Raw genomic sequence first — 21995 nt, forward strand, 5'->3', positions numbered from 1 at the left:
CCGCGCCGGGCGGGGCGCGGTCCGGGCCGCTCGGGGGCCGGGTGGGGGGCCGGGCCCCAGGGAGCGGGCCGGTGGATCAGCAGGCGCCGAGGTCCTGCCAGACACCCCACTCACCGGTGGTGCCGGGCTCCTCGCCCGTCGTCCACCACTTGGCCTTCCAGTTGTGGCCCTTGTACGACACCGTCTGACCGCCGGTGTAGACCGCGCTCTTGCTCCACGCGGCGCCGGTGCACTGGTTGCCGGAGCCGCCGGTGATGGTCAGGGCGTACGTCGCCGAGTGGCTGCCGGAGGCGCTGGTGCCGGTGACCGTGACGGTGTAGGTGCCCGAGGCGGCGGCCGAGGTGGTGGCGAGGGTCAGCGTCGCGGAGCCGCCCGCCGTGACCGAGGACGGGCTGACGGAGGCGGTCACACCCGCCGGGGCGCCGCTCACGCTGAGGTTCACCGTCTGCGCCGAACCGGACGTCACGGCGGTCTTCACCGCGGCCGTCGCGGACTGGCCGGCCGTCACCGTGCCGGAGGCCGAGCCGAGCGAGAGCGAGAAGTCGTTGCCCGGCTGGGTGCTGCCGCCGCCGGTGAAGGGCTCGAAGGTGTGGGAGAAGTCCCAGGTGTTCTGCTGGATGCCCGAGCAGTTGTCCGCCGCCGCGCCGCCCGGGCAACCGCCGTTGTCGCGCTGGAGCGCCCAGAAGGACAGGGTGTTGATGCCCTTGGAGACGGCCCAGTTGTAGACCGTGGCGGCGTTGGCCAGGGTGAAGGTCTCGGCCGGTCCGAAGTCGTCGACGCCGGGCATCTCGGTGACGCCGACCATGTTCCACAGCTGCGCCGAGGTCTTGCTCGGGTAGAGCTGGGTGAGGGTGTTGACCAGGCCCTGGGCGGCGGTCTGGGTGTCCTTCGCCATGTCGTGGGACTGGTTGTCGTAGTAGTCGAACGTCATCAGGTTCACGACGTCGAACCGGGTGCCGTTGCTGACGGCGTTGCGCAGCAGCGCCTTGCCGTTGTCGGCCAGGCCCTGCGTGGTCGTCGGCAGGGTGTACGAGAACTGCACCGTGCGTCCGTTGGCCGCCGCCCAGTCCTGGACCAGCTTGATGGCCTTGTTGCGGCGGTCGATGCCCGCGGTGTTGTCCAGCGAGTCGACCTCGATGTCCATGTCGAGCCGCGAGATGTCGTAGGTCGTGATGACCTTCTCGTACGCGGCGGCGATCTGCTGGACGTCGGTGCAGCTGTCGGCGATCTCGGTGCCGGTGGTGTCGGCCGTGTAGCCGCCGAACGACGGGATCACGTCGCCGCCGCCCGCCTGGATCGTCTTGATGTCGCTGCCGAAGGTCGACGCGGCGATCGGCATGCCGGTGTCGCCGTTCCAGTACGGGGTGCAGGAGCCCTTCGAGGCGGTCTGGAGGAACGCCATCGTCAGGTGCTTGGCCCCGGACTGGGCGGCCAGCGCGGCCGGGCTCTCGCCCGTCCAGGCCTCGAAGTAGGGGGCGAAGACGTGGGCGGGCAGCGGCGTCGCCGCCTGGGCGCTGCCGGTGGCCGAGAGCGCGAGGCCCACCGAGGCGGCCGTGGTGACGGCCGCGGTGAGCGCCGCGCGCAAGGAACGCATGAGTCTCATGTCTGTCCCGGTGTGAGAGGTGGGGGAACGTCGATTGCCGTGCACAGGGCGGGCGTTGAGCCGTATGGGATAGTGCGCTCGCACACCGGGCGGGTCAATGGTCTGGACCAAGAAGGGACTAGACCAATTTTCGCCTCGTGGGGGACATCGGCCTGCGCAGGGCCCTGGAATTGGACTGGACCACGCGCCAGGAATTTCGGCGCGGCGCGCTCAGCGCCCCGCGAGGAACGCGGCGCCCAGCGCCCGCAGCCGCTCGTGCACGCCGTCGTACGCCCGCGCCGCGCCGAGCAGACGCTTGGGGAGCTTGGCGACCATCGTGTACTGGGTGTCGCACACGTTGGCCGCCGGAGCCAGACCGGCCTGGCTCACCAACTGGTAGGCGTCCAGCCGGTCGAGGTCGAGCAGGTCCGCCGTCCAGCCCACCAGATCGTGCTGGCTGATCCGGAACGCGTCCTCCAGCGGGCGCGCGTGGCCGGTGCTCAGCAGGAAGTCGTCGTTCTCCAGGCGCGGCACGGCGGGCGCGCCGCCCTTGACGAGATCGACCGCCACCACCGTGTTCATCGCGGTCTCCACGGCCGTCCCGCACACCTCGCCCTCGCCCTGCCGGGCGTGCCCGTCCCCGATCGCGAGCATCGCGCCCGCCACGTTGACCGGGAAGTACACGGTGGTCCCGGCCCGAAGCTCGGGGGTGTCCATGTTGCCGCCGTGCACCCCCGGGGAGATCGACATCAGCCGCTCGCCCGCGGCCGGGGCCACTCCCACCGTGCCGTGCATCGGGTCGAGCGGCAGATCCACCGCGAAGTCGCCGCGGGTGGCCTCGAACCGGCAGGTGCCCGCCTCGGCGTCGAGGGCGTAGACCCACACCCGCTCCTCCAGCGCGGGATGCAGCATCGCCGTGGTGTGCGTGGCCGTCAACGCCCCGAAGTGCGGGAACGTGCTGGACACACCCCAGTCGCGGGCCGGCGCGATGTCCACGAAGTGCACCGCGAGCACGTCACCGGGCTCGGCCCCGGCCACCGCGATCGGACCGGTGACCGGGTTCAGGTACGGGAACGCGCACACCTGACTCGGCAGATCGGCCGGCCCGCGCACCCGGCCGCCGAAGCAGTCCTCCGTGAACAACTCCACGACGCTGCCGGGCCGCACCGTCACCACCGGCGTGCCGCCGCCGAAGGCATAGGCGTAACGGGCGGGATCGGCGGGGACGTTGATCACCTGGACGGGCGCGGTCATGGAGGGCTCCTGTTCGGCGGGACGACTGCGGGACGGCTGGAGTACGACGGCGGGACGACTGGGGGACGGCTGTGGTGCGGGGAAGGTGTGGACGAGGGGGCGCGGCGGGTCAGCCGTCGGCCGGCCGGGCGGGCGACGGCTCGTCCGTGGCCTCCACCGCGGCCAGGTGCGGACGGCGGCCGGTCAGCAGCAGCCCCGCGAGCACCACGAGCCCGACGCCGAGCCAGACGAACCCCAGCCGCTGCGCGGCGATGTCGGCGTTGACGACGACGTACGCCAGGATCGCGAAGCCGATGGCCGGAGCGATCAGATGCCGCCAGTAGTCCCTGCTGCGCCGACGGATCAGATAGTGCACGACCACGGACACGTGCAGCACCAGAAAGGTCGTCAGCGCACCGAAGTTGACGAGACTGCTCAGCAACGTCACCCCGTCAGAACGGGAGTTCATGTACAGCCCCAGCCCGAGCGAGACGGCGGCGGTGAGCAGCGTGGCGTTGACCGGCACCCGGTGCCTTGGGTGAACCCGCGCCAAAAAGCTCGGCAGTTGACGGTCTCGGGCCATCGCGTACAGCAGCCGGGACGTCGCGGCCTGCGCCACCAGCGAGTTGGCGAACCCCCACGCCACCGCGGTGGCCGCCGCGGTCAGGGTGGCCAGCCACTCGCCCGAGGCCGCCCGGGCGGCGTCGTAGAAGGCCGTGCCGCCGGGGTCGCCCTCCCGGACGAGCCGGTCCGGGTCGGGCACCAGCAGCGAGGCCAGCCAGGTCTGGACGACGAACAGCGCGCCGGCCAGCAGCAGCGCGGCCACCATCGAACGGCCGATGGCGCGCGCGGAGTCCCGGTTCTCCTCCGCCAGCGTCGAGATGCCGTCGAACCCGAGGAAGCTCAGCACGGCGACCGAGACGGCGCCGAAGACCAGCGACCAGGAGAAGGTGGCGCCGTCGTAGACCGGCGTGAAGTCGAAGCCGCGGCCCTTTCCCTGCGCCAGCGCGATCACGCCGACCACCAGGAAGACGGCCAGCACGGCGAGTTCGGCGAGCAGCATCACCTTGTTGACCCGCGCGGTCATCCGGATCCCGGAGTAGTTCACCGCCGTGTTGAGCACCACGAAACCGGCCAGCCACAGCCACACGGGCACCGCCGGCACCAGCGCGTTCATCGCGATCCCGGCGATCAGGTACAACAGGCCCGGCACCAGCACGTAATCGAGCAGGATCATCCAGCCGGCCAGGAACCCGACCGGAGCGGCGATGCCCCGGCCGGCGTACGCGTAGACCGAGCCGGACATCGGGAACGCCCGCGCCATCTGCGCGTACGACAGCGCCGTGAACATCATGGCCACCATGCCCACCGCGTAGGTCAGCGCGACCATGCCGCCGGAACTCTGGTAGACGCTGCCGAAGATGCCGAACGGCGCGATCGGCACCATGAAGACCAGGCCGTAGACCAGCAGGTCCCGGAAGGTCAGCGAGCGGCGCAGTTCCTGCCGGTAGCCGTAGCCCTGGAGCGCGCCGGAAGCCGGTTCGTCGGTCATCACGTTCTCCTCACTGGAGTCACCCGCACCGCGCAGGAGAGCGTACGGCCCGGGACCGGGGTCCGGCAGTGGCGCGCGAGGACGACCGAGGAGGACGGAAGAGGGCCGAGGACGACGGAGGAGGACGGAAGAGGACCGAGGGGGACAGCGCACGGACGGGCCGATCCGCGCCACGCCCGTAACCCCGGCGGGGCCCGGCACGTTATCGGTCTGTCGTACGGCGTCTCATACCAGAGCGGGACGCTTCCCGGGGGATTTCGTCAACTGCCCGCCGCCCGCGTCGGGTCGCTGACTACCGTGAGTGTCCGTCGGACGACGTAGCGCCGCATCGCCTGCGGCCGGTCGGCCCGGCACCAGCGATGGCGCACGCCCGCCCGCGCCCCCGCGCGAGCACCCAGGCCCGACGGACCCGTACGAGGAACAGATGTCTCACCTCCGCCCACCGGCCGCCCGCGCAGACCGCCGTGAGGGCGGACGGCACGGACGGCCGGTGGCCCGCACCGCCCCCTCGCTGCCCGAACCCCGCCTCCGCCCCCAACTGCTGCGCCTGGCCGTGCTGCCGCCCACCGCGGTCGCCCTCTGCGCCGTCGCCGCCGTGCTGTTCACCGTGCGGACCACCGGCGCGCGCACCGGACCCGCCCTGTACGCGGTCCTCGCCGGGGCCGCGTCGGTGGCGTTCGCGGGCATCGTCATCGCCGCGGTCGCCGCCGGCCGCGCCGCCCGGTCCGTGCACGTACGGCTCGACGCGCTGCGCGACGCCACCACGCGCCGCGAGGCCGCACTGCACGCCCTCGTCGACGCGCTGCGGCACGGCGGGGGAGTGCCGCCGCGCACGTCGCGCGGCGGCCCGCCGGACGACGCCGACGAGTTCGAACTCCTCGCCGCCGACCTCTCCCGCGCCCATGACGGGGCCGTCGCCGCCGTCGTCCAGGCCGCCCAGCTCTCCAGCCAGGCCGGCAGCGAACAGAAACTCGAGGTCTTCCTCAACCTCGCCCGGCGGCTCCAGTCCCTGGTGCACCGGGAGATCTCCACCCTGGACGAGCTGGAGAACGAGATCGAGGACCCCGACCTGCTCAAGGGCCTCTTCCACGTCGACCACCTCGCCACCCGGATCCGCCGCCACGCCGAGAACCTCGCCGTCCTCGGCGGCGCCGTCTCCCGCCGCCAGTGGAGCAATCCGGTCCCCATGACCGAGGTGCTGCGCTCCGCCATCGCCGAGGTCGAGCAGTACTCGCGGGTCAAACTCGTCCCGCCCGTCGACGGACGGCTGCGCGGGCACGCCGTCGCCGACGTCATCCACCTGCTCGCCGAACTCGTTGAGAACGCCACGGTGTTCTCCGCCCCGCACACCCAAGTCCTGCTGCGCGCCGGCCTCGTCACCTCCGGGCTCGCCGTCGAGGTCGAGGACCGGGGCCTGGGCATGCCGGTCGGCGAGCAGGTCAGGATGAACGCCCTGCTCGCCGACCCGGACCAGGTCAACGTCGCCAGCCTGCTCGCCGACGGCCGGATCGGGCTGTTCGTGGTCTCCCAGCTCGCCCGCCGGCACGGCATCACCGTTCGCCTCCAGACGAACATCTACGGCGGTGTGCAGGCCGTCCTGGTGGTGCCGCAGGCACTGCTGGGCGCCGAGCCGGTGGCGTTCCCGGAGAGCGCCCCGGGCACGGCGCCGGCCCGCCGCCCCGCGCAGGCGCTCCCGCCGGCCCACGAACCGCACACCCCCACGCAAGCGGCTCCCCGCCCGCCCGAGTCGCCGGCCCCGACCCGCCTACCCGAGCCGCCCGTCCCGACCCGCGTACCCGAGCCGCCCCAGCCGCCCTACGCGACCGAATGGCCGAGCCCGGCCCGAGCGACCGACCTGTCCGGAGGGTCCTACGCGGCCCAGCCGCCGGGGACGTCCTACGCCTCCGGGACACCGGCCGCGACCCACGCCTCCGAGCCGTCCGGGACACCCCACGCGACCGAGCCGCCGGATCCGGCCCAGGTGACCGAGCCGTCCGGATCGGCCTACGCGACCGCGCCGTCAGGGCCGGTCCACGGGACCGAGCCGTCCGAGCCGCTCGGAGTGTCGTCCTCCGCGCCCGAGGCGCCGTACCCCGCCCAGTTCCCCGGCCCCTCCGGCCCCGCCGCCGCGCCGGAGCCGTCACGTCCGTCGGGTCTCTCCGGCGCGGCCGCCTCCCCCGGGAACTTCGCCCCCGCACCCCCGTCCGGGCCGACCGGTACGTCCGGTCTCCCGGCGGACGGTGCGGCGGGGACGGACGTACACCCGGCAAACGGTGCGGCCGGGACGGACGTACACCCGGCGGACGGTGCGGCCGGGACCGACGTACGACCGCCGGACGGCGCACGTGCCGGTGCCGCGCCCGCGCCGCTGCCCCGGCGCGGGGACCGGGAGGGCCGGGCGAACCCGGCGGAGGCGCTGCCCGGGATCCGGCCGGGCGACCGGGCCGCCGTCGCCGCGCACGAGGGCGTCGTGCCCGCCCCCCGCGCCGCCGTCGTACGCGGCACCATGGAGCGGCCCCTGCTGCCCCGCCGCCGCGCCCAGGAGCACATCGCCCCGCAACTGCGCGGCGGCCCCGCACCCCGCCAGGACAGCGAGCACACCGCCGGCCACGACCCCGGTCTGATGGCCGCCTTCCAGCGCGGGATCGGGCTCGCCGAGGCCGCCGAGCGCCGCCGCGACCCCGACCGGCCCGAGCCGTTCCCGCCGAGCGCCCCCGACACCCCGCACGCGGCGCCCGCACCCGACCCCGCGCCCCGGCCCGACGGGAGCGCGTCCGCCGGATGACCAGCCCGCCCCCCGCCCCTACCCGAACACCCGCCCCCACCCCCGACCTCACCCCCACCCGCGCTCCCGCAGAGCCTCGTACCCCAAGGAGTCGATCCACCATGGCGAGCGACGCGCCGACCGGCCATGTTTCCGACCTCGACTGGCTGATGAGCGGCCTCGTGCAGCGCGTACCGCACACCACCAGCGCCGTCCTGCTGTCCTGCGACGGACTGGTGAAGTCCGTGCACGGCCTGGACGCCGACAGCGCCGACCACATGGCGGCGCTGGCCTCCGGCCTGTACTCCCTCGGCCGCAGCGCCGGCGTCCGCTTCGGCGACGGCGGCGACGTACGGCAGGTCGTCGTCGAACTCGACTCGACCCTGCTGTTCGTCACCACCGCGGGCTCCGGCACCTGTCTGGCCGTGCTCGCCGGCCGTGAGGCCGACGCCGCGGTGCTCGGCTACGAGATGGCGATGCTGGTCAAGAGCGTCCGCCCCTACCTCGTGACCGCCCCCCGCCAGCACACCGCCGACCACCCGGCGCTGCGGCCTTGAGCGCGTCGTCGGCCGGCGACGGGCCCTGGCTCGACGACGCGGCCGGACGGCTGGTGCGCCCCTTCACGGTCAGCAACGGCCGCACCCGGCCCACCGTCGCGCTCGACCTCATGACGCAGGTGATGGCCACCGGCGTGACGCCCCTCGGATACCTCGGCCCCGAGCACGTCCAGGCGCTCGACCTGTGCCTCGGGCCGGTCTCGGTGGCCGAGGTCGCCGCCCAGCTGAAACTGCCCGCGGCGGTGGCCAAGGTGCTGCTGTCCGACCTCGTCGACTGCGGCGCGCTGACCGCCAAGCCCCCCGAGTTCCACCACCACCCCACCGACCGGGCCCTTCTGGAGGCAGTGCTCGATGGACTACGACGACAGCTCTGACTACGCCGCCGGCCCCGACCACCCAGGCCGCTCCGACCACCCAGGCCGCTCCGACCACCAGGGCCGCTCCGACCCCTTCCCGACCGCGCTGAAGATCCTGGTGGCGGGCGGGTTCGGCGTGGGCAAGACCACCTTCGTCGGCGCCGTGAGCGAGATCGCGCCGCTCAGCACCGAGGAACTGCTCACCACGGCCGGCGCGGACACGGACAACCTCGACGGCGTCGAGAACAAGGTCGAGACGACCGTCGCCATGGACTTCGGCCGCATCACCCTCGACCCGCGCCATGTGCTCTACCTGTTCGGCACGCCCGGCCAAGAGCGGTTCTGGTTCATGTGGGACGAACTGTCCGAGGGCGCCCTCGGCGCGGTGATCCTCGCCGACACCCGCCGCCTGACGGAGTGCTTCGCCGCCGTCGACTTCTTCGAACAGCGCGGGCTCTCCTTCATCATCGCCGTCAACGAGTTCGACGGCGCCCACCGCTACGACCCCGAGGAGGTCCGCGCCGCCCTCGACCTCGCCCCGGACACCCCGGTCGTGCGCTGCGACGCCCGCATCTCCAGCTCAGGCGTCCAGACCCTGCTGACCCTGGTACGGCACCTCCTCGCCCAGGCCCCCGCCCCCGCACCCACCCACGGAGCCCGTACATGACACACCCGCACAGCGTCGGAGTCCGGCCATGAGCTACGACCCGCCGCGCCCGGCCGGTCGCCTGCTGCTCACCCCCGAGGACGACGAGGCGCCCGCCCGCACCGCACGCCTGCGGGAGCTGGGCCTCGGGGAGCGCCCCGAACCGGCCCTCGACGCCTTCGCGGACCACCTCGCCGAGCTGACCGGAGCGCCGTACGCGATGGTCAACTTCCTGGACGAGAACCGGCAGTTCTTCGCCGGTCTGCACCGGCCCGAGCGCGACGTCCTGAACGTCGACACCGCCGCCCCGGTCGCCGCCGGCGCGGGCGAGCGGGTCAAACGCGAGGTGGGCCGCTGCCTGGAGCGCGGTCACGGCTTCTGCCCGTACGTCCTGGCGCGGCGCAAGGCCCTGGTGCTGGAGGACGTCCGCGACTACCCCCGGTTCGCGGGCAACCCGGTCGTGGACGAGTACGGCATCCGCTCCTACCTCGGCGCGCCCCTCGTCGACAGCACGCACATGGTGCTGGGCACGGTGTGCGTGGTGGCCATGGAGCCGCGGCCGTGGGGCCGCGCGGGCCTGGACGCCATCAAGACGGCCGCGGCGGACCTCGCCCCGCGGCTGGAGCTGCGCGGACCGGGGGGCCTGCGCCGCTGAACCCGCCGTGACTCCAGTCGGGTGGCGTGAAGCAAAGCTGTGGCCGCGCTTAAGAAAGTCTCGATGGACCAGCGCGCCGGTGTACGGCAGATTGCAGATCGAATCCACCCCCCACCCCGGATGCGGGTCTGTTCGGCATGCCTGGACCCGGGGCCCGAACCACAGGAGCCGTAGCGTTGAAGGCGCTGGTCAAGGAGAAGGCGGAACCCGGGCTGTGGCTCGCGGACGTGCCCGAGCCCGCCGTCGGACCCGGTGACGTACTGATCAAGGTCCTGCGGACCGGCATCTGCGGCACCGACCTGCACATCCGGGCCTGGGACGGCTGGGCGCGGCAGGCCATCGAGACGCCGCTCGTGATCGGCCACGAGTTCGTCGGCGAGGTCGTCGCCACCGGCCGCGACGTCACCGAGATCAAGGCCGGCGACCGGGTCAGCGGCGAAGGCCACCTGGTGTGCGGCAAGTGCCGCAACTGCCTGGCCGGCCGCCGCCACCTGTGCCGCTCCACCGTGGGCCTCGGCGTGGGCCGCGACGGCGCGTTCGCCGAGTACGTCGCCCTGCCCGCCGCCAACGTGTGGGTGCACCGCGTCCCGGTCGACCTCGACATCGCCGCGATCTTCGACCCGTTCGGCAACGCGGTGCACACCGCGCTGTCCTTCCCGCTGGTCGGCGAGGACGTGCTGATCACCGGCGCCGGCCCGATCGGGCTGATGGCCGCCGCGGTGGCCCGGCACGCGGGCGCGCGCAACGTCGTGATCACCGACGTGAGCGAGGAGCGCCTGGAGCTCGCCCGCAAGATCGGCGTCAGCCTGGCCCTGAACGTCGCCGGCACCACCATCGCCGAGGGCCAGCGGGTGCTCGGCCTGCGCGAGGGCTTCGACGTCGGCCTGGAGATGTCCGGCCGCCCCGAGGCCATGCGCGACATGATCGCCAACATGACGCACGGCGGCCGCATCGCCGTACTCGGCCTGCCCGCCGAGGAGTTCGCCGTCGACTGGGCCCGTGTCGTCACCTCGATGATCACCATCAAGGGCATCTACGGCCGGGAGATGTTCGAGACCTGGTACGCCATGTCGGTGCTGCTGGAGGGCGGCCTCGACCTGGCGCCGGTCATCACCGGCCGGTACGGCTACGCCGACTTCGAGGCGGCCTTCGACGACGCCGCCAGCGGCAAGGGCGGCAAGGTCATCCTCGACTGGACCGCGTGACCCACCCCAGCGCAAGCATCCCAGGAGCTATTCACATGTTCGACTCCGTGCGCGACGACCTGCGCGCCACCCTCGACGAGATCCGCGCCGCCGGCCTGCACAAGCCCGAGCGCGTCATCGGCACCCCGCAGTCCGCGACCGTCGCCGTCACCGCCGGCGGCCGCCCCGGCGAGGTCCTCAACTTCTGCGCCAACAACTACCTGGGCCTGGCCGACCACCCCGAGGTCGTCGCCGCCGCCCACGCGGCCCTCGACCGCTGGGGCTACGGCATGGCCTCCGTGCGCTTCATCTGCGGCACCCAGGAGGTGCACAAGGAGCTGGAGGCGCGCCTGTCGGCCTTCCTCGGCCAGGAGGACACGATCCTCTACTCCTCCTGCTTCGACGCCAACGGCGGCGTCTTCGAGACCCTGCTCGGCCCCGAGGACGCGGTGATCTCCGACGCCCTCAACCACGCCTCCATCATCGACGGCATCCGCCTGTCCAAGGCCCGCCGCTTCCGCTACGCCAACCGCGACATGGCCGACCTGGAGCGGCAGCTGAAGGAGGCGGACGAGGCCGGCGCGCGCCGCAAGCTGGTCGTCACCGACGGCGTCTTCTCCATGGACGGCTACGTGGCCCCGCTGGACGAGATCTGCGACCTGGCCGACCGCTACGACGCGATGGTCATGGTCGACGACTCGCACGCCGTCGGCTTCGTCGGCCCCGGCGGCCGCGGCACCCCCGAGCTGCACGGCGTCATGGACCGCGTCGACATCATCACCGGCACCCTGGGCAAGGCGCTCGGCGGCGCCTCCGGCGGCTACGTCGCCGCCCGCGCCGAGATCGTCGCCCTGCTGCGCCAGCGCTCCCGGCCGTACCTGTTCTCCAACACCCTCGCCCCGGTGATCGCGGCCGCCTCCCTGAAGGTGATCGACCTGCTGGAGTCGGCCGACGACCTGCGGGTGCGGCTCGCCGAGAACACCGCGCTGTTCCGGTCCCGGATGACCGAGGCCGGCTTCGACGTCCTCCCCGGCGACCACGCCATCGCGCCGGTGATGATCGGCGACGCCGCCGAGGCCGGCCGGATGGCCGAACTCCTGCTGGAGCGCGGCGTGTACGTGATCGGCTTCTCCTACCCGGTCGTCCCGCAGGGCCAGGCCCGCATCCGCGTCCAGCTCTCCGCGGCCCACTCGGCGGACGACGTGAACCGCGCGGTGGACGCCTTCGTCGCGGCCCGCGCCGAGCTGGAGCGGTGATCGCGGGCCCGACCAGGGCCGATGTCTTGCGATAATCGCTGACATGATCGAAGCGCGGCGGCTGCACATCCTCCGGGCGGTGGCCGACCACCGCACGGTGACCGCTGCCGCCGCCGCGCTGTACCTGACGCCCTCGGCGGTCTCCCAGCAGCTCACCGCGCTGGAGCAGGAGACCGGGCACCGGCTGGTGGAGCGCGGCGCCAAGGGCGTACGGCTCACCCCGGCCGGCGAGATCCTGCTCGGCCACACCCACGCGGTCCTCGCCCAGCTGGAGCGGGCCGAGGCGGAACTCGCGGCCTACGGGTCGGGGGAGGCCGGCACGGTCACCGTCGCCGCCTTCGCCACCGGCATCGCCGAGGTCGTCGCGCCCGCGGTCGCCCGGCTGGCCCGCACGGCGCCCGGCATCCGCATCCGCGTCCAGGACGCCGAGGGCGACGCGAGCCTGCCGATGGTGCTGGACCGGCAGGTCGACGTCGCGGTCGCCGTCGAGTACCGGGGCGCGCCGGCCGCCGACGACCCGCGCCTGACCCACGTCCCGCTGTACGCCGAGCCCTTCGACGCCGTCGTCCCGGTGGCCCACCGCACGGCCGGCGCCGCCGAGGTGCCGCTCGCCGAGCTGGCCAAGGACCCGTGGATCGGCCCGTACCCCGGCAACCCGTGCCACGACGTGGTCGTGCTGGCCTGCGAGAGCGCCGGTTTCCAGCCCCGGCTCGAACACTCCTCCGACGACTTCCGGGCGGTGGTGGCGCTCGCCGCCGCCGAGGTGGGCGTGGCCCTCGTCCCGCGCTCGGCGCTGCGCGGGATGGACCTCACGGGTGTGGTGGTGCGCCCCGTGGACGGCGTCGCGCCCACGCGCCGGGTGTTCGCGGCGGTGCGCCGGGGCGCGGAGGAGCATCCGCTGATCCGCCCGGTGCTGGACGCGCTGGACGAGGTGGCGCGGGGCGGGGCGGCGTAGCGCGCCCGCCGTGGCCGCCGCCGTCGGGGGCGTGCGGTCCGGGGAGGCCGTTGTCAGTGGCAGGGGTTAGCGTGCGGGGCATGCCGGACGCAGAAGACGTACGCCGTGTCGCCCTGTCCCTGCCGGACACGACGGAGAAGACCGCCTGGAACATGCCCACGTTCCGGGTCGCGGGGAAGATGTTCGCCACCGTGCCCGACGACGAGACCTCCATCGCCGTGCGCTGTCCGAAGGAGGAGCGCGAGGAACTGGTCCTGGCGGAGCCGGAGAAGTTCTGGGTCGCCGCCCACGAGGCGCAGTTCGCCTGGGTGCGGGTCCGCCTCGCCGCGCTGGAGGACGAGGGCGAGCTGCGCGACATACTCGCCGACTCCTGGCGCCAGGCGGCCCCGGGCCGGCTGCTGGAGACGTACCCGGAGCTGGGCCTGCCCACCGCGCTCTGACGAACCTCTCGGACGCGGCCGGCGGGCCGTGGCACGATCCGCGGGAATGCGCCGGGCCCGAGGCGGGGTTCGGATGGTTCGGACCTGAGCCCGCGGCCGCGGTCGCGGGGTCGTGGAGTCACAGACGCGCCGGGCGGGGACGGGAGTGAGGCAGGGGTGGGCAGCGAAGGCGGAGCGGGGGACGGGACGGGGACCGGCGACGGGAGGGGAGCGGGGGACGGGTCAGGGGTGGGGGCGGGGATCGGGAGCCGAGTCGATGCCCTGCCCGGAGCAGGGACGGGGGCGGAGGATCTGGAGGACGGCGGGCGGCGGCGGCCGGTCTGGTCGCGGGACTTCGGACTGTTCTTCGTCGCACGGGCCGTCGCCAGGCTCGGCGACACCATGCTGCCCGTCGCGCTCGCGGCGGGCCTGTTGCAGCACGGGTACGGCGCGGGCGCGGTCGGCCTCGCCATGGCCTCCACGGCCGCGGCCTTCGCCGGCCTCGTGGTCTTCGGCGGGGTGATCGCCGACCGGTTCAGCACCCGCAAGCTGATGATCGGCGCCGACCTGGTGCGGCTCGGCACCCAGACCGTGGCCGCCGTGCTCTTCTTCTCCGGCCATGTGGTGCTGTGGGAGATCTGCGTCATCGGCTTCGCCAACGGCGTGGCCGGCGCGGTGTTCCAGCCCGGCGTGGCCAGCACGGTGCCCCGGCTCGCCGCCGACATCCAGGGCGCCAACGGGGCGATACGGATCGCCGAGTCGGCCGCCCAGCTCGCGGGCCCCGCCGTCGCCGGCGTCCTCGTCGGCCTCGCCTCGCCCGGCGGCGTCTTCGCCGCCCACGCCGCGACGTACGCGGTCAGCGCGCTGTGCCTGCTGGTGCTCAGGCTGCCGCCGGCGGCGCGAGGCGGCGGCGCGAGGGCTCACGGCGCCGCCGGTCACGGTGCGCCCGGTCATGGTGCGTCCGCCGCGGGCGCCTTCCGGGCCGATCTGGCCGAGGGCTGGCGGGAGTTCCGGGCCAGGACGTGGCTGTGGGCCGTGATCGCCGTCTGGTGCCTCTACATGATCGCCGTGTGGGGCCCGACCGTCCCGCTGGTGGCCACGGAGGTGGTCCAGCAGCACGGCCCGGGCGCCTACGGCCTGGTCAACTCCGCGCTCGGCGCGGGCACCGTCGTCGGCGGCTTCCTCGCGCTGCGGCTGCGACCCCGACGGATGCTGCGGGCGGGCGCGTTCGCGCTGTTCGCCTTCTTCTGCCTCCCGGCGGCGGTCGGGGCGGGCCTCGGTGTGGGCGCGATGGCGGCGGGCGCGGCCGTGGCCGGAGCCGGGATGTCGTTCTGGGGAGTGATGTGGGCGACCAGCGTCCAGACCCAGGTCCCGCCCGACGTGCTCAACCGCCTGCACGCCTATGACGTGGCGGGCTCCCTCGCCATGATGCCCGTCGGCCAGGCCCTGTCCGGCCCGGCCGCTTCCGCCCTGGGCGCGGAGCACGTCCTGCTGGTGTCCGCGGCGGTCAGCCTCGTCGTACCGGTCGCGCTGCTCGCGGTGCCGGCGATACGGGGGCTGGCGCGGGCGGATGGCGCGGGAGCGCGCGGGGCGGGGATGCGCGGCGCGGGCTCGCGCGGGGCGGGGGCAGCCGCTCCGGACGCCCGGCGCCGGTCGCCTTCGGTCCCCCTCACCGCCCCCGCCCCCGCCCGCTCAGGCCGTCGTTCCGCCGCCGAGGAACCCGGAGATCCGCTCCCGTAGCGTGCGGGCGTCCAGGCCGTGGGCGGCGGTGTGCTCGGCCGCCTGCCCGTAGCGGCGCAGCTCGGCACGGCCCACACCGAGACCGAGGACCCGGTGGGGCACGTCGGCGAGCGCGTCGTTTGCCGCCGCGGTCGACGTACCCGCCAGATACGGTTCGACCAGGACGACGTCCGCTCCCGCCTCCGCCGTGGCCCGGCGCAGCGCGGCCGCGTCGAAGGGCCGTACCGTCGTCGCGTACAGCACGGTGACGTCCAGGCCCTCCGTCGCGGTGAGCACCGTGTCGAGCAGCGGCCCGACGGCGACCACCACTCCCGAACGGCCCTCGCGCACCGGCAGGAAGCGCCCGCCGTCGACCGGGCGCCCCTGCGCGTTGGACTGGAGGGACAGCCGTACGTAGACCTTGTCGTCGCCGGCGGCGACGGCGTGCCGCAGCAGTGTCCCGGCCTCGTCCGGGTGGCCGGGGACGTGCACCGTCCAGCCGTCGAGGGTGTCCAGGAGCGCCACGTCGCCGGGGGCCATGTGGGTGTAGCCGCCGGCGGGCCAGTCGTAGGAGGCGGCGGCGCTGACCAGCACCGCCCCCACGCCCTGGTGCCCGAGATCGAGCTTGACCTGCTCGAACGGCCGCTCGACGAGGAAACTCGCGAAGGTGTGCAGCACCGGCCGCATCCCGGTCAGGGCGAGTCCCGCGCCGGCGCCCACGAGGAGCTGCTCGCGGATGCCGACGTTGATCACCCGGTCGGGATGGCGGCGCAGGGCCTCGGTGAAGCCGTCCTTGCCGATCTCGGCGAGGACGACCGCGACCCGTGGGTCCTCGTCGAGCAGCCGGGAGAGGACGGGAGCGAGACGGTCGCGCATGGTGTCCATGAGGAGGTCCTTTTCCTGGGGCGGGGGAGATCAGGAGTTCTTGGGTTCGACCCGGGCGACGACCACGTGCGGCCGGCCCGGGTGCGGTGCGGTGAACGCGGCGTACAGCGCCGTGTGGTCGCGGCCGTCGACGGTCGCCGCCGACCAGCCGGCGGCCTCGAACCGGGCCGCGATGCCGCCGGGCCGGGCGTGGCTGGCGGAGGAGTTGTCGACGACGACGGCGTGCAGGTTCTCCAGCCCCGTGGGCCCGGCGTAGGCGATGGCCTCGTGGTTGCTGCCCTCGTCCAGCTCGGCGTCCCCGACCAGCGTCCACACCCGGGGCCGGCGCAGCCCCTGGGCGCGCAGTCCCAGGGCGGTGCCGACGGCGATCGGCAGCCCGTGCCCGAGCGACCCGCTGCCGATCTCCACGCCCGGCACCAGGGTGCGGTCCGGGTGGTGACCAAGCGGCGAGTCGTACGCGCCGAAGCGCGCCAGCCACTCCACCGGCACGAAGCCCTTCGCGGCGAGGACCGCGTAGTAGGCCATCGGCCCGTGCCCCTTCGACAGCAGGAAACGGTCCCGCTCGGGGTCCTCCGGCCGCTCGGGGCGGACCCTGAGCACCCGGTCGTAGAGCACCCAGAGCACGTCGAGCGTGGACGTGGCGGCGGGCCCGTGCTTCTCGTCGCCCGTCATGCGGCCCATGAGACGGGACAGGTCGGCGTATCCATGGACGCGTCCGGATTCCTCGGTGATCGTCATGGGACGATCGTGCAACCTCAATCAAACTTGAGGTCAAGGGCGTGCGGTACGCCGCTCCGGCCCGTCCCGGCCTCCGTCCGGGCCGGAAAGGGGTGCGCGACCACCGACCCGAGTGCGGTATTGTTTCCCTGCGCGTTCGGCCAGGGGAAACCCCAGGTCAGACGGGCAACGGGACGTGGCGCAGCTTGGTAGCGCACTTGACTGGGGGTCAAGGGGTCGCAGGTTCAAATCCTGTCGTCCCGACTGGAGACAGTCGCAGATCAGGGCCGGTTTCGGAGCAATCCGAAACCGGCCCTGATCGTTTCCGGGGACCAGTTGGGTACCGGCCTCCTTTGACCCGGATCAGCGGGTGAGGACCGTCGAGCCGGGAAGGGAACGCGGGGCGCGAGGGTCTGACAGTGCGGTGGCACACACCTTGCCGTCTTCGATGTGCGCTGTCTCGCCGATGGCGAGGGCTTGGAGGCTGGTGAGGACCCGTAGCTGTCCCGCCGGCGTCAGTTCGCCGAGGACTCGCATGGTGGGCAGCACGCGTAGGTCGGCCCGTGGGTCGCGGTAGACGAGCTGGGCGACTGCTTCGCGGGTCATCGGTTTGGTGGCCAGCACGTGGGTGATGATCTTCCGGCGGCGCAGCTGCTTGCGGGCGCAGGCCACGCGCTGCAAGGCGGGGAGGCCGTCTGGGGCGCCGAGCAGGACGTCCCGTGCGGCCTGCTCCGGAGTCTGGCCGTCGGACACGGTTCCGGTGGGCAGCATGATGAGGCCGCGGAGATCGGCGACGACGAGCGTGTCCGCGCCCACCGGGATGAGCAGGGAAACACCATGGATCGGGGGCCGCCAGTCCTCGTAGGGGGCCTGCGCGGGCGCAGGGGCGTGCACGGCGTGGGGAAGGAGTGCTGTGATCGTCGGCATCAGGCGCGGCCTGCCGCGGCGGCGGTGATCTGGGCAAGGTGCTCGGGCCGGCTGGTGCCCGGGATCGCTGCGACGTGCTCGCCGCGGGAGAAGAGCCAGTCCAGCGGGGCTTGTACGCCCCTGCGCGCCAGGAGGCCGGCGTCGAAGGGCCGGTAGGCGACGTAGGGAACCTGGGGGTCGATGCGGTGGAGGTAGCACAGCTCCAGCCGGTCCACACCGAGGCGGCGCAGGCTCGCCTCGACGCAGGACCGCAGGTAGACGGGGTGGCCGTGGGGGGCCCACAGACCGGGTGCCGGGCGGGCCATGCCGACCTTCGTGGCGATCAGTACGTGCTCGGGGTAGGGGTGCAGCGCCTCGCGGATCAGGTGTTCCAGGGTGTGGGGGCCGTAGGCGTCCGCGGTGTCGATGTGCGAGATGCCGTGCGTGTCCACGGCTTCGCGGAGCACGGTGAGCGCGGTGTCGTAGTCGGCCGGGTAGCCCCAGACGCCGGGGCCGGTCAGGCGCATGGTGCCGAACCCGAGCCGGGAGACGGACTTGCCCGCGATGGTGATGGTGCCGGCCGGCGGCGCGATGCTCATACGGCGGCCTCCCGCAGGCAGAGGCGGAGCGCCTGCTCGATGGCGTTGGCCTGGCCGGCGGGGTCGCTGGTGACGCGGGGTGTGGGGAACCGCGTCGTCGGCCAGGAGTTCGTGGACGTGCCGGTCCACCAGCTTGCGGTAGCGCGGGTCGTAGTCGTGGCCCTCATCGACCGGGATGTCCGGGTCGAGCACGGTGGCCAGGAGCAGGTGGTACTTGGGCAGCTGCGTCGAGACCAGGAGCCGCAGGCGCTCTTTCTCCCGCCGGTGGAGGTGATCTGCGCGGTACTCGACGGCGGCGTGCAGGTAGGCGAGGGCGTCGAGAGGGGCGCGGTCGGCGAGGACAACCTCGGCGCCCTGCGCGGCGGCGGCGATCTCGTCGGCGATGCCCTGAGCGATGATCCACTCCGTGGACGCGGCGGTGTGCTGGTGCGTCTTCGGCAGGCCGATCCCGGCGGCGCGCCTGGCCAGCCGGCCGATCCGGGCCACGGGGACGCCGTGGCCGCGCAGTTCCCTCTCCCTCCGCTTCAGCAGCGTGGTCTTGCCGGTGGAGTGGGGGCCGAGCACCCCGATCCGGACGGGCGTGGTCACCACAGTGTCGGGTCCTCTTCGGGTTCGGGGGCGCCAGGCAGGCCGGGCGGCACGGCCGCGGCGACGAGCTGGTCCCAGGATGCGTAGCGGGAGGCCATGGCGAGCAGGAGCTGCGCTGTGGCGAAGGCGTCGAACGTGGCGCGGTGCCGCTGCGCGGGCGCCGCGCTCAAGTCCGGCGCGATGTGGCCGATCAGGGCGTCCAGGCTGTACTTCGGCAGGCCGGGGTAGGTGGCCCGGGCCAGGCGGAGCGTGTCGAGCACTCCGGCCGGCCGCCACTGCGGCAGGTGCGCGGACAGCACCCTGTGGTCGACATGCGCGTTGTGCGCGCAGATCCATGACGTGCCCAGCAGTTGGCGGACCTGGCCGGCGATCTCCTCCCAGCCCGGCTCGCCTTCGAGGACCGCGTTGGTCAGGCCGTGGACGCGAGCGGCGAACGGTGTGACGGGGTGACGCGGCCGGGTCAGCCACGCTCCCGCCGTGCTCGTGTCCGGCCGGCCCGCGCGGACGGGCAGGGCGGCGACCTCGACCAGGTCGGGCGGGTTGGCCCCGTTGCCTTCGACGTCGACGACGAGCAGCTCGGGCCAGGAGGAGAAGTTCATGCGCGGGTGGTTCCGTTCTCCGCCTGCCAGCCGATGGGGGCCCGGCCGTGCCGGCGGTGGTGGTGGGGCTTGGCGCGGTCGTGGCACTGGTAGCCGAAGCCGTGCTGGAGGAAGTAGCGCGGCGGCTCGTCCAGTCCCTCGACGATGATGGCGCGCTCGTCGACCTCGACGGGCCCCGTCGCGCCGATAGCCCTGGCCTGCTTCGAGACCTCGGCCGGCTCCGGCCTGGCCCACGCCGACCTGCACCGGGCGATCTGCCCGGGCGGGCAGATGTCACACAGCTCGCGGATGCCGTAGTGGCCGTTGTAGTCGGCCTCGCCGTGGGCGTAGGCCACGCCGCAGGACGTCTTGCGGAACAGCTTCCCCCACTCCTGCACCCCGGTGGCGCCCAGTTCATAGGCGTCCAGGATTCGCTGTTCCGCCTGTTCGGGCATGATCTTGCGTCGGGCCGTGTCCTCGTACGGCGTCGGCAGACCGTGGCTCTCGTAGTACGCCTTGATCTCGTCGCGGAAGAACAGGCCCGTGAAAACGGTGGCGTGCGCGTGCAGGGACAGCTCGCGGGCCCGCTCCACGTGCTCGTCGGAGTCGTTGAGGCCGGGCACGATCGGCCGCCAGTACAGGACGGTGCGGTACCGCTCGGCATGCTCGAACAGGGTGCGCAGGCTGGCCGCGGCGATGGCCGAGTCGACCGGCTCGATCTTCTCGTTGTCGATGCCGGAGTGGGTGACCAGGACGGTCAGCCGCAGGTTCTGGAAGGTGTTGAGGACGCCGCAGTCCTCGGGGGTGACGCGCCAGCGCGTGATGATCAGCACGTGGTTGGTCAGCCCCTGTCCGTCCAGGCGCCGCAGCACGTCGAACAGGTGCGGCTTGACGACGGGCAGCATGGGGTCCGTCGCCCGGTTGAGCAGCTGGATCGGCGTGCGGTGGGCGCGGAAGTAGGGGTGGTCGACGAGCGCGGTCACCGCTTCCTCGTCGCTCATCAGGCGCCTGGGGACCTTCATCTCGAAGTTGTCGAAGAGGTGCCGGACGCAGTAGCCGCACTCCAGCGGGCAGCCGACGATCCAGTTCAGTGACAGGCCCGACTTGCGGTACTCGATCACATCGGCGAGCGCCGGCGTCAGAGCGCTGATCTTGTCGGGCGACAGGATCGGCAGAGCCCGGCCGGGCGGAGCTATGGGGATGGTCATGTGGTCCTCCAGGGCAGGGAAGGGGTCATGCCGAGCGGGGCGGGGTCAGCAGGACGCGGCGGGCGGCGCCGTACCAGGTGCCGAAGTCCCGGCGCGCGGCGTCGGCGTCGTCGGAGGTGTGCACCAGGTTCCGCACCAGCCGCCGTTCCCGGAGAGCGGCCCGGAGGTCGTCGTTTCCCAGGTCGCCGCGGATCGTGCCGGCCGCCGCCCGGCTCGGATCGAAGTCGCCCAGGAGCTCCCGCAGCCGGCGGTGGAGTCCGCCCTCGCCGAAGGCGAGGGCGACCGTGACGGGCTGTCCGGCGTACATCGCGTCCAGGCAGGCCGGGATGTCCCTGCCGGGGAACCAGTCGCGGTCCACCAGCAGATCCCAGTAGTGGACGTGCGCCTGCCACGCCTGCGCAGTCAGGTCCCGCCGGCCGGTGATGGTGACGCCGGCCTCGGCGATGCGGGCGAGCACCGGGTCCACCAGGGAGCGTTCGACGGCGTCCGGCTTGCACAGCACGACCGACCAGCGGGAGAAGTCGATCCCCTCCACCACCTGACCGCTCGGCGGTTTCCGGCTCACTGTTCGCCTCCGGCGTCGGCGCAGGCCGACCAGCGGTGCGAGCAGAGCCAGCGCAGACCCGGATGGAGCGCCTCGAGTACGTCCCGGCTCACCGCGTCCGTCTCCTCGTGCCGGATCTGCCGGTAGATCTCGAACAGGAGAACGGCCTGCTGCCAGTACGCGTCCACGTCCAGGCGCGCGACATCGTCGGCGCGGTACCGGGCCTTGTTCGTACGCAGCAGCTCCTCGTGTTCCAGGACGCGCGTGATGGTGTCGGGGGTGGTCTCCTCCGACATGGCCGGGAACGGGAAGTTGTGCGGGTGGGGCCGCGTGTCCGCCTCGGCCAGCACCTGCTTGACGCGTTCGCTGTTCCTGTCGTTGACGTGCGCCGACCCGATCAGGTGGGTGTACGTCCCCAGTTCCAGGCCGAGCTGCACGGCCGCGTACTCCTGGATCATCGTGAAGCTGAACACGTCGGAGAGCAGGCCGCAGTCCAGGTCGTTGGCCCGCATGGAGCACACCATGTGGAGGCGGCCCTTGCGCGGCAGCAGGTGGAGTCCGGCCAGGCACGCCATGTCGGGGTTGTCGCTGACGGCCAGCTCGGCGGGGGAGAACACGGGGAGGTAGCCCCGCTTGCTGTCCGCCTCGCCGCGCAGCAGTTCCAGGACCCGGTCGAACGGCGAGACCGTGTCGCCGGCGGCCGGCGTGAAGAGGGTGTGGCCGTAGGCGGAGCCGCCGAGGGTGAGGCCGTCGGCGGAGCCGGCTCGCATGGACGGCGCGTAGTAGCCGATCATTTCCAGATCGCGGCGCCCGGCCAAGTACCAGAGAGCCTCAGCGAATTGGAAGACCGGGTTGGCCTTGCGCGCCGCCAGGTAGGGGAGCCTCTGGCGGGGGTCGGGCAGCCGGAAGCCTGCGCCGATCACCTCGCGGGCGTCGTTCCCGCGAGCCGTGATGCGGTGTTCGAAGTCGCCGGCGACCTGCTGGAGCAGAGCCAGGTAGGCGCCTTCGACGCTGCGGAAGGTACGGGGTGTGAGCATGCACGCTCCAGGGGAGGGCGAGTTGTTGGGGAACGATCGGCGTGGGGAGAAGCCA

The 21995-nt window shown here is 73.2% G+C and carries 21 protein-coding genes and 1 tRNA gene; 11 read left to right on the plus strand and 11 right to left on the minus strand.

The features are described from left to right. Nucleotides 1-76 precede the first annotated feature (76 nt). From ABEB07_RS19020 to ABEB07_RS19030, 3 genes are all read right to left on the minus strand, one after another. On the minus strand, nucleotides 77-1603 hold the full coding sequence (locus ABEB07_RS19020; RefSeq protein WP_345669431.1) for a chitinase: 1527 nt from the start codon (nucleotides 1601-1603) through the stop codon (nucleotides 77-79). A gap of 210 nt (nucleotides 1604-1813) precedes the next feature. Continuing rightward, nucleotides 1814-2836 (minus strand): acetamidase/formamidase family protein, encoded by a 1023-nt coding sequence (locus ABEB07_RS19025; RefSeq protein ID WP_345669432.1) that lies wholly within the window; start codon nucleotides 2834-2836, stop codon nucleotides 1814-1816. Between the two features lie 109 nt (nucleotides 2837-2945). After that, entirely contained in the window at nucleotides 2946-4367 is a 1422-nt protein-coding gene (locus ABEB07_RS19030) for an APC family permease (RefSeq protein ID WP_345669433.1), read from the minus strand. A 424-nt stretch (nucleotides 4368-4791) separates the two neighbouring features. On the opposite strand from ABEB07_RS19030, the gene ABEB07_RS19035 reads away from it, so the two are divergent. From ABEB07_RS19035 to ABEB07_RS19080, 10 genes are all read left to right on the plus strand, one after another. Beyond that, nucleotides 4792-7152: a sensor histidine kinase gene (locus ABEB07_RS19035; RefSeq protein ID WP_345669434.1), complete on the plus strand. Its 2361-nt coding sequence runs from the start codon at nucleotides 4792-4794 to the stop codon at nucleotides 7150-7152. 101 nt (nucleotides 7153-7253) lie between these two features. Next, nucleotides 7254-7688, plus strand: a complete 435-nt coding sequence (locus tag ABEB07_RS19040; protein WP_164588014.1) for a roadblock/LC7 domain-containing protein — start codon at nucleotides 7254-7256, stop codon at nucleotides 7686-7688. Continuing rightward, complete coding sequence (locus tag ABEB07_RS19045) at nucleotides 7685-8062, plus strand: DUF742 domain-containing protein (RefSeq protein WP_164588013.1); 378 nt, start codon at nucleotides 7685-7687, stop codon at nucleotides 8060-8062. Before ABEB07_RS19040 ends, ABEB07_RS19045 begins: the two co-directional genes overlap by 4 nt. After that, nucleotides 8040-8711 carry a GTP-binding protein gene (locus ABEB07_RS19050; RefSeq protein ID WP_345669435.1) on the plus strand — a complete coding sequence of 224 codons (672 nt, stop codon included), beginning with the start codon at nucleotides 8040-8042 and terminating at the stop codon, nucleotides 8709-8711. Before ABEB07_RS19045 ends, ABEB07_RS19050 begins: the two co-directional genes overlap by 23 nt. A gap of 28 nt (nucleotides 8712-8739) precedes the next feature. Continuing rightward, the gene (locus ABEB07_RS19055; RefSeq protein WP_345669436.1) at nucleotides 8740-9345 is read left to right on the plus strand and encodes a GAF domain-containing protein; all 606 of its coding nucleotides are present in this window, start codon (nucleotides 8740-8742) and stop codon (nucleotides 9343-9345) included. Nucleotides 9346-9521: 176 nt separating this feature from the next. Continuing rightward, nucleotides 9522-10550 (plus strand): L-threonine 3-dehydrogenase, encoded by a 1029-nt coding sequence (gene tdh / locus ABEB07_RS19060; protein ID WP_164588011.1) that lies wholly within the window; start codon nucleotides 9522-9524, stop codon nucleotides 10548-10550. A gap of 35 nt (nucleotides 10551-10585) precedes the next feature. Continuing rightward, nucleotides 10586-11785 carry a glycine C-acetyltransferase gene (locus ABEB07_RS19065; RefSeq protein ID WP_345669437.1) on the plus strand — a complete coding sequence of 400 codons (1200 nt, stop codon included), beginning with the start codon at nucleotides 10586-10588 and terminating at the stop codon, nucleotides 11783-11785. Between the two features lie 43 nt (nucleotides 11786-11828). Continuing rightward, nucleotides 11829-12740, plus strand: a complete 912-nt coding sequence (locus ABEB07_RS19070; protein WP_176151286.1) for a LysR family transcriptional regulator — start codon at nucleotides 11829-11831, stop codon at nucleotides 12738-12740. Nucleotides 12741-12820: 80 nt separating this feature from the next. Beyond that, on the plus strand, nucleotides 12821-13180 hold the full coding sequence (locus ABEB07_RS19075) for an MmcQ/YjbR family DNA-binding protein (RefSeq protein WP_176151287.1): 360 nt from the start codon (nucleotides 12821-12823) through the stop codon (nucleotides 13178-13180). A 261-nt stretch (nucleotides 13181-13441) separates the two neighbouring features. Then, a complete protein-coding gene (locus tag ABEB07_RS19080) occupies nucleotides 13442-14899 on the plus strand; it encodes an MFS transporter (protein WP_345669466.1) in 1458 nt (485 codons plus the stop codon). Here ABEB07_RS19080 and ABEB07_RS19085 read toward each other — a convergent pair. Continuing rightward, nucleotides 14852-15763 carry a transketolase family protein gene (locus tag ABEB07_RS19085; RefSeq protein WP_345669438.1) on the minus strand — a complete coding sequence of 304 codons (912 nt, stop codon included), beginning with the start codon at nucleotides 15761-15763 and terminating at the stop codon, nucleotides 14852-14854. The genes ABEB07_RS19080 and ABEB07_RS19085 overlap by 48 nt on opposite strands. Before the next feature lie 30 nt (nucleotides 15764-15793). Beyond that, on the minus strand, nucleotides 15794-16501 hold the full coding sequence (locus tag ABEB07_RS19090) for a transketolase (protein ID WP_345669439.1): 708 nt from the start codon (nucleotides 16499-16501) through the stop codon (nucleotides 15794-15796). 169 nt (nucleotides 16502-16670) lie between these two features. Between ABEB07_RS19090 and ABEB07_RS19095 the strand changes: the two genes are divergently transcribed. Continuing rightward, a tRNA-Pro gene (locus ABEB07_RS19095) sits at nucleotides 16671-16744 on the plus strand. 99 nt (nucleotides 16745-16843) lie between these two features. Here the strand turns inward: ABEB07_RS19095 and ABEB07_RS19100 are convergent. The 6 genes from ABEB07_RS19100 to ABEB07_RS19125 are packed head-to-tail and all read right to left on the minus strand — an operon-like array spanning nucleotide 16844 to nucleotide 21940. Then, entirely contained in the window at nucleotides 16844-17407 is a 564-nt protein-coding gene (locus ABEB07_RS19100) for a hypothetical protein (RefSeq protein WP_345669440.1), read from the minus strand. Continuing rightward, nucleotides 17407-18573 (minus strand): aldo/keto reductase, encoded by a 1167-nt coding sequence (locus ABEB07_RS19105; RefSeq protein ID WP_345669441.1) that lies wholly within the window; start codon nucleotides 18571-18573, stop codon nucleotides 17407-17409. Before ABEB07_RS19105 ends, ABEB07_RS19100 begins: the two co-directional genes overlap by 1 nt. Continuing rightward, on the minus strand, nucleotides 18570-19172 hold the full coding sequence (locus tag ABEB07_RS19110; RefSeq protein WP_345669442.1) for a 3'-5' exonuclease: 603 nt from the start codon (nucleotides 19170-19172) through the stop codon (nucleotides 18570-18572). The genes ABEB07_RS19105 and ABEB07_RS19110 overlap by 4 nt, the downstream gene beginning before the upstream one ends. Continuing rightward, nucleotides 19169-20359, minus strand: coding sequence for a radical SAM protein (locus tag ABEB07_RS19115; RefSeq protein ID WP_345669443.1), 1191 nt, complete (start codon nucleotides 20357-20359; stop codon nucleotides 19169-19171). Before ABEB07_RS19115 ends, ABEB07_RS19110 begins: the two co-directional genes overlap by 4 nt. Before the next feature lie 25 nt (nucleotides 20360-20384). Beyond that, a complete protein-coding gene (locus ABEB07_RS19120; protein WP_345669444.1) occupies nucleotides 20385-20924 on the minus strand; it encodes a nucleoside-diphosphate kinase in 540 nt (179 codons plus the stop codon). Then, the gene (locus tag ABEB07_RS19125) at nucleotides 20921-21940 is read right to left on the minus strand and encodes a thymidylate synthase (RefSeq protein ID WP_345669446.1); all 1020 of its coding nucleotides are present in this window, start codon (nucleotides 21938-21940) and stop codon (nucleotides 20921-20923) included. The genes ABEB07_RS19120 and ABEB07_RS19125 overlap by 4 nt, the downstream gene beginning before the upstream one ends. Between the last annotated feature and the right edge of the window lie 55 nt (nucleotides 21941-21995).

Source organism: Streptomyces similanensis (assembly GCF_039543625.1).
GTDB classification, from domain to species: Bacteria; Actinomycetota; Actinomycetes; order Streptomycetales; family Streptomycetaceae; genus Streptomyces; species Streptomyces similanensis.

Bases quoted from the DNA above. Each gene is read 5' to 3' on its own strand.
- ABEB07_RS19065 (WP_345669437.1), top strand. From the start codon at position 10,586: ATGTTCGACTCCGTGCGCGACGACCTGCGCGCCACCCTCGACGAGATC.
- ABEB07_RS19035 (WP_345669434.1), top strand. From the start codon at position 4,792: ATGTCTCACCTCCGCCCACCGGCCGCCCGCGCAGACCGCCGTGAGGGC.
- ABEB07_RS19090 (WP_345669439.1), bottom strand. From the start codon at position 16,501: ATGACGATCACCGAGGAATCCGGACGCGTCCATGGATACGCCGACCTG.
- ABEB07_RS19085 (WP_345669438.1), bottom strand. From the start codon at position 15,763: ATGGACACCATGCGCGACCGTCTCGCTCCCGTCCTCTCCCGGCTGCTC.
- ABEB07_RS19040 (WP_164588014.1), top strand. From the start codon at position 7,254: ATGGCGAGCGACGCGCCGACCGGCCATGTTTCCGACCTCGACTGGCTG.
- ABEB07_RS19100 (WP_345669440.1), bottom strand. From the start codon at position 17,407: ATGCCGACGATCACAGCACTCCTTCCCCACGCCGTGCACGCCCCTGCG.
- ABEB07_RS19030 (WP_345669433.1), bottom strand. From the start codon at position 4,367: ATGACCGACGAACCGGCTTCCGGCGCGCTCCAGGGCTACGGCTACCGG.
- ABEB07_RS19115 (WP_345669443.1), bottom strand. From the start codon at position 20,359: ATGACCATCCCCATAGCTCCGCCCGGCCGGGCTCTGCCGATCCTGTCG.
- ABEB07_RS19075 (WP_176151287.1), top strand. From the start codon at position 12,821: ATGCCGGACGCAGAAGACGTACGCCGTGTCGCCCTGTCCCTGCCGGAC.
- ABEB07_RS19020 (WP_345669431.1), bottom strand. From the start codon at position 1,603: ATGAGACTCATGCGTTCCTTGCGCGCGGCGCTCACCGCGGCCGTCACC.
- ABEB07_RS19055 (WP_345669436.1), top strand. From the start codon at position 8,740: ATGAGCTACGACCCGCCGCGCCCGGCCGGTCGCCTGCTGCTCACCCCC.
- ABEB07_RS19050 (WP_345669435.1), top strand. From the start codon at position 8,040: ATGGACTACGACGACAGCTCTGACTACGCCGCCGGCCCCGACCACCCA.
- ABEB07_RS19110 (WP_345669442.1), bottom strand. From the start codon at position 19,172: ATGAACTTCTCCTCCTGGCCCGAGCTGCTCGTCGTCGACGTCGAAGGC.
- ABEB07_RS19070 (WP_176151286.1), top strand. From the start codon at position 11,829: ATGATCGAAGCGCGGCGGCTGCACATCCTCCGGGCGGTGGCCGACCAC.
- ABEB07_RS19025 (WP_345669432.1), bottom strand. From the start codon at position 2,836: ATGACCGCGCCCGTCCAGGTGATCAACGTCCCCGCCGATCCCGCCCGT.
- ABEB07_RS19125 (WP_345669446.1), bottom strand. From the start codon at position 21,940: ATGCTCACACCCCGTACCTTCCGCAGCGTCGAAGGCGCCTACCTGGCT.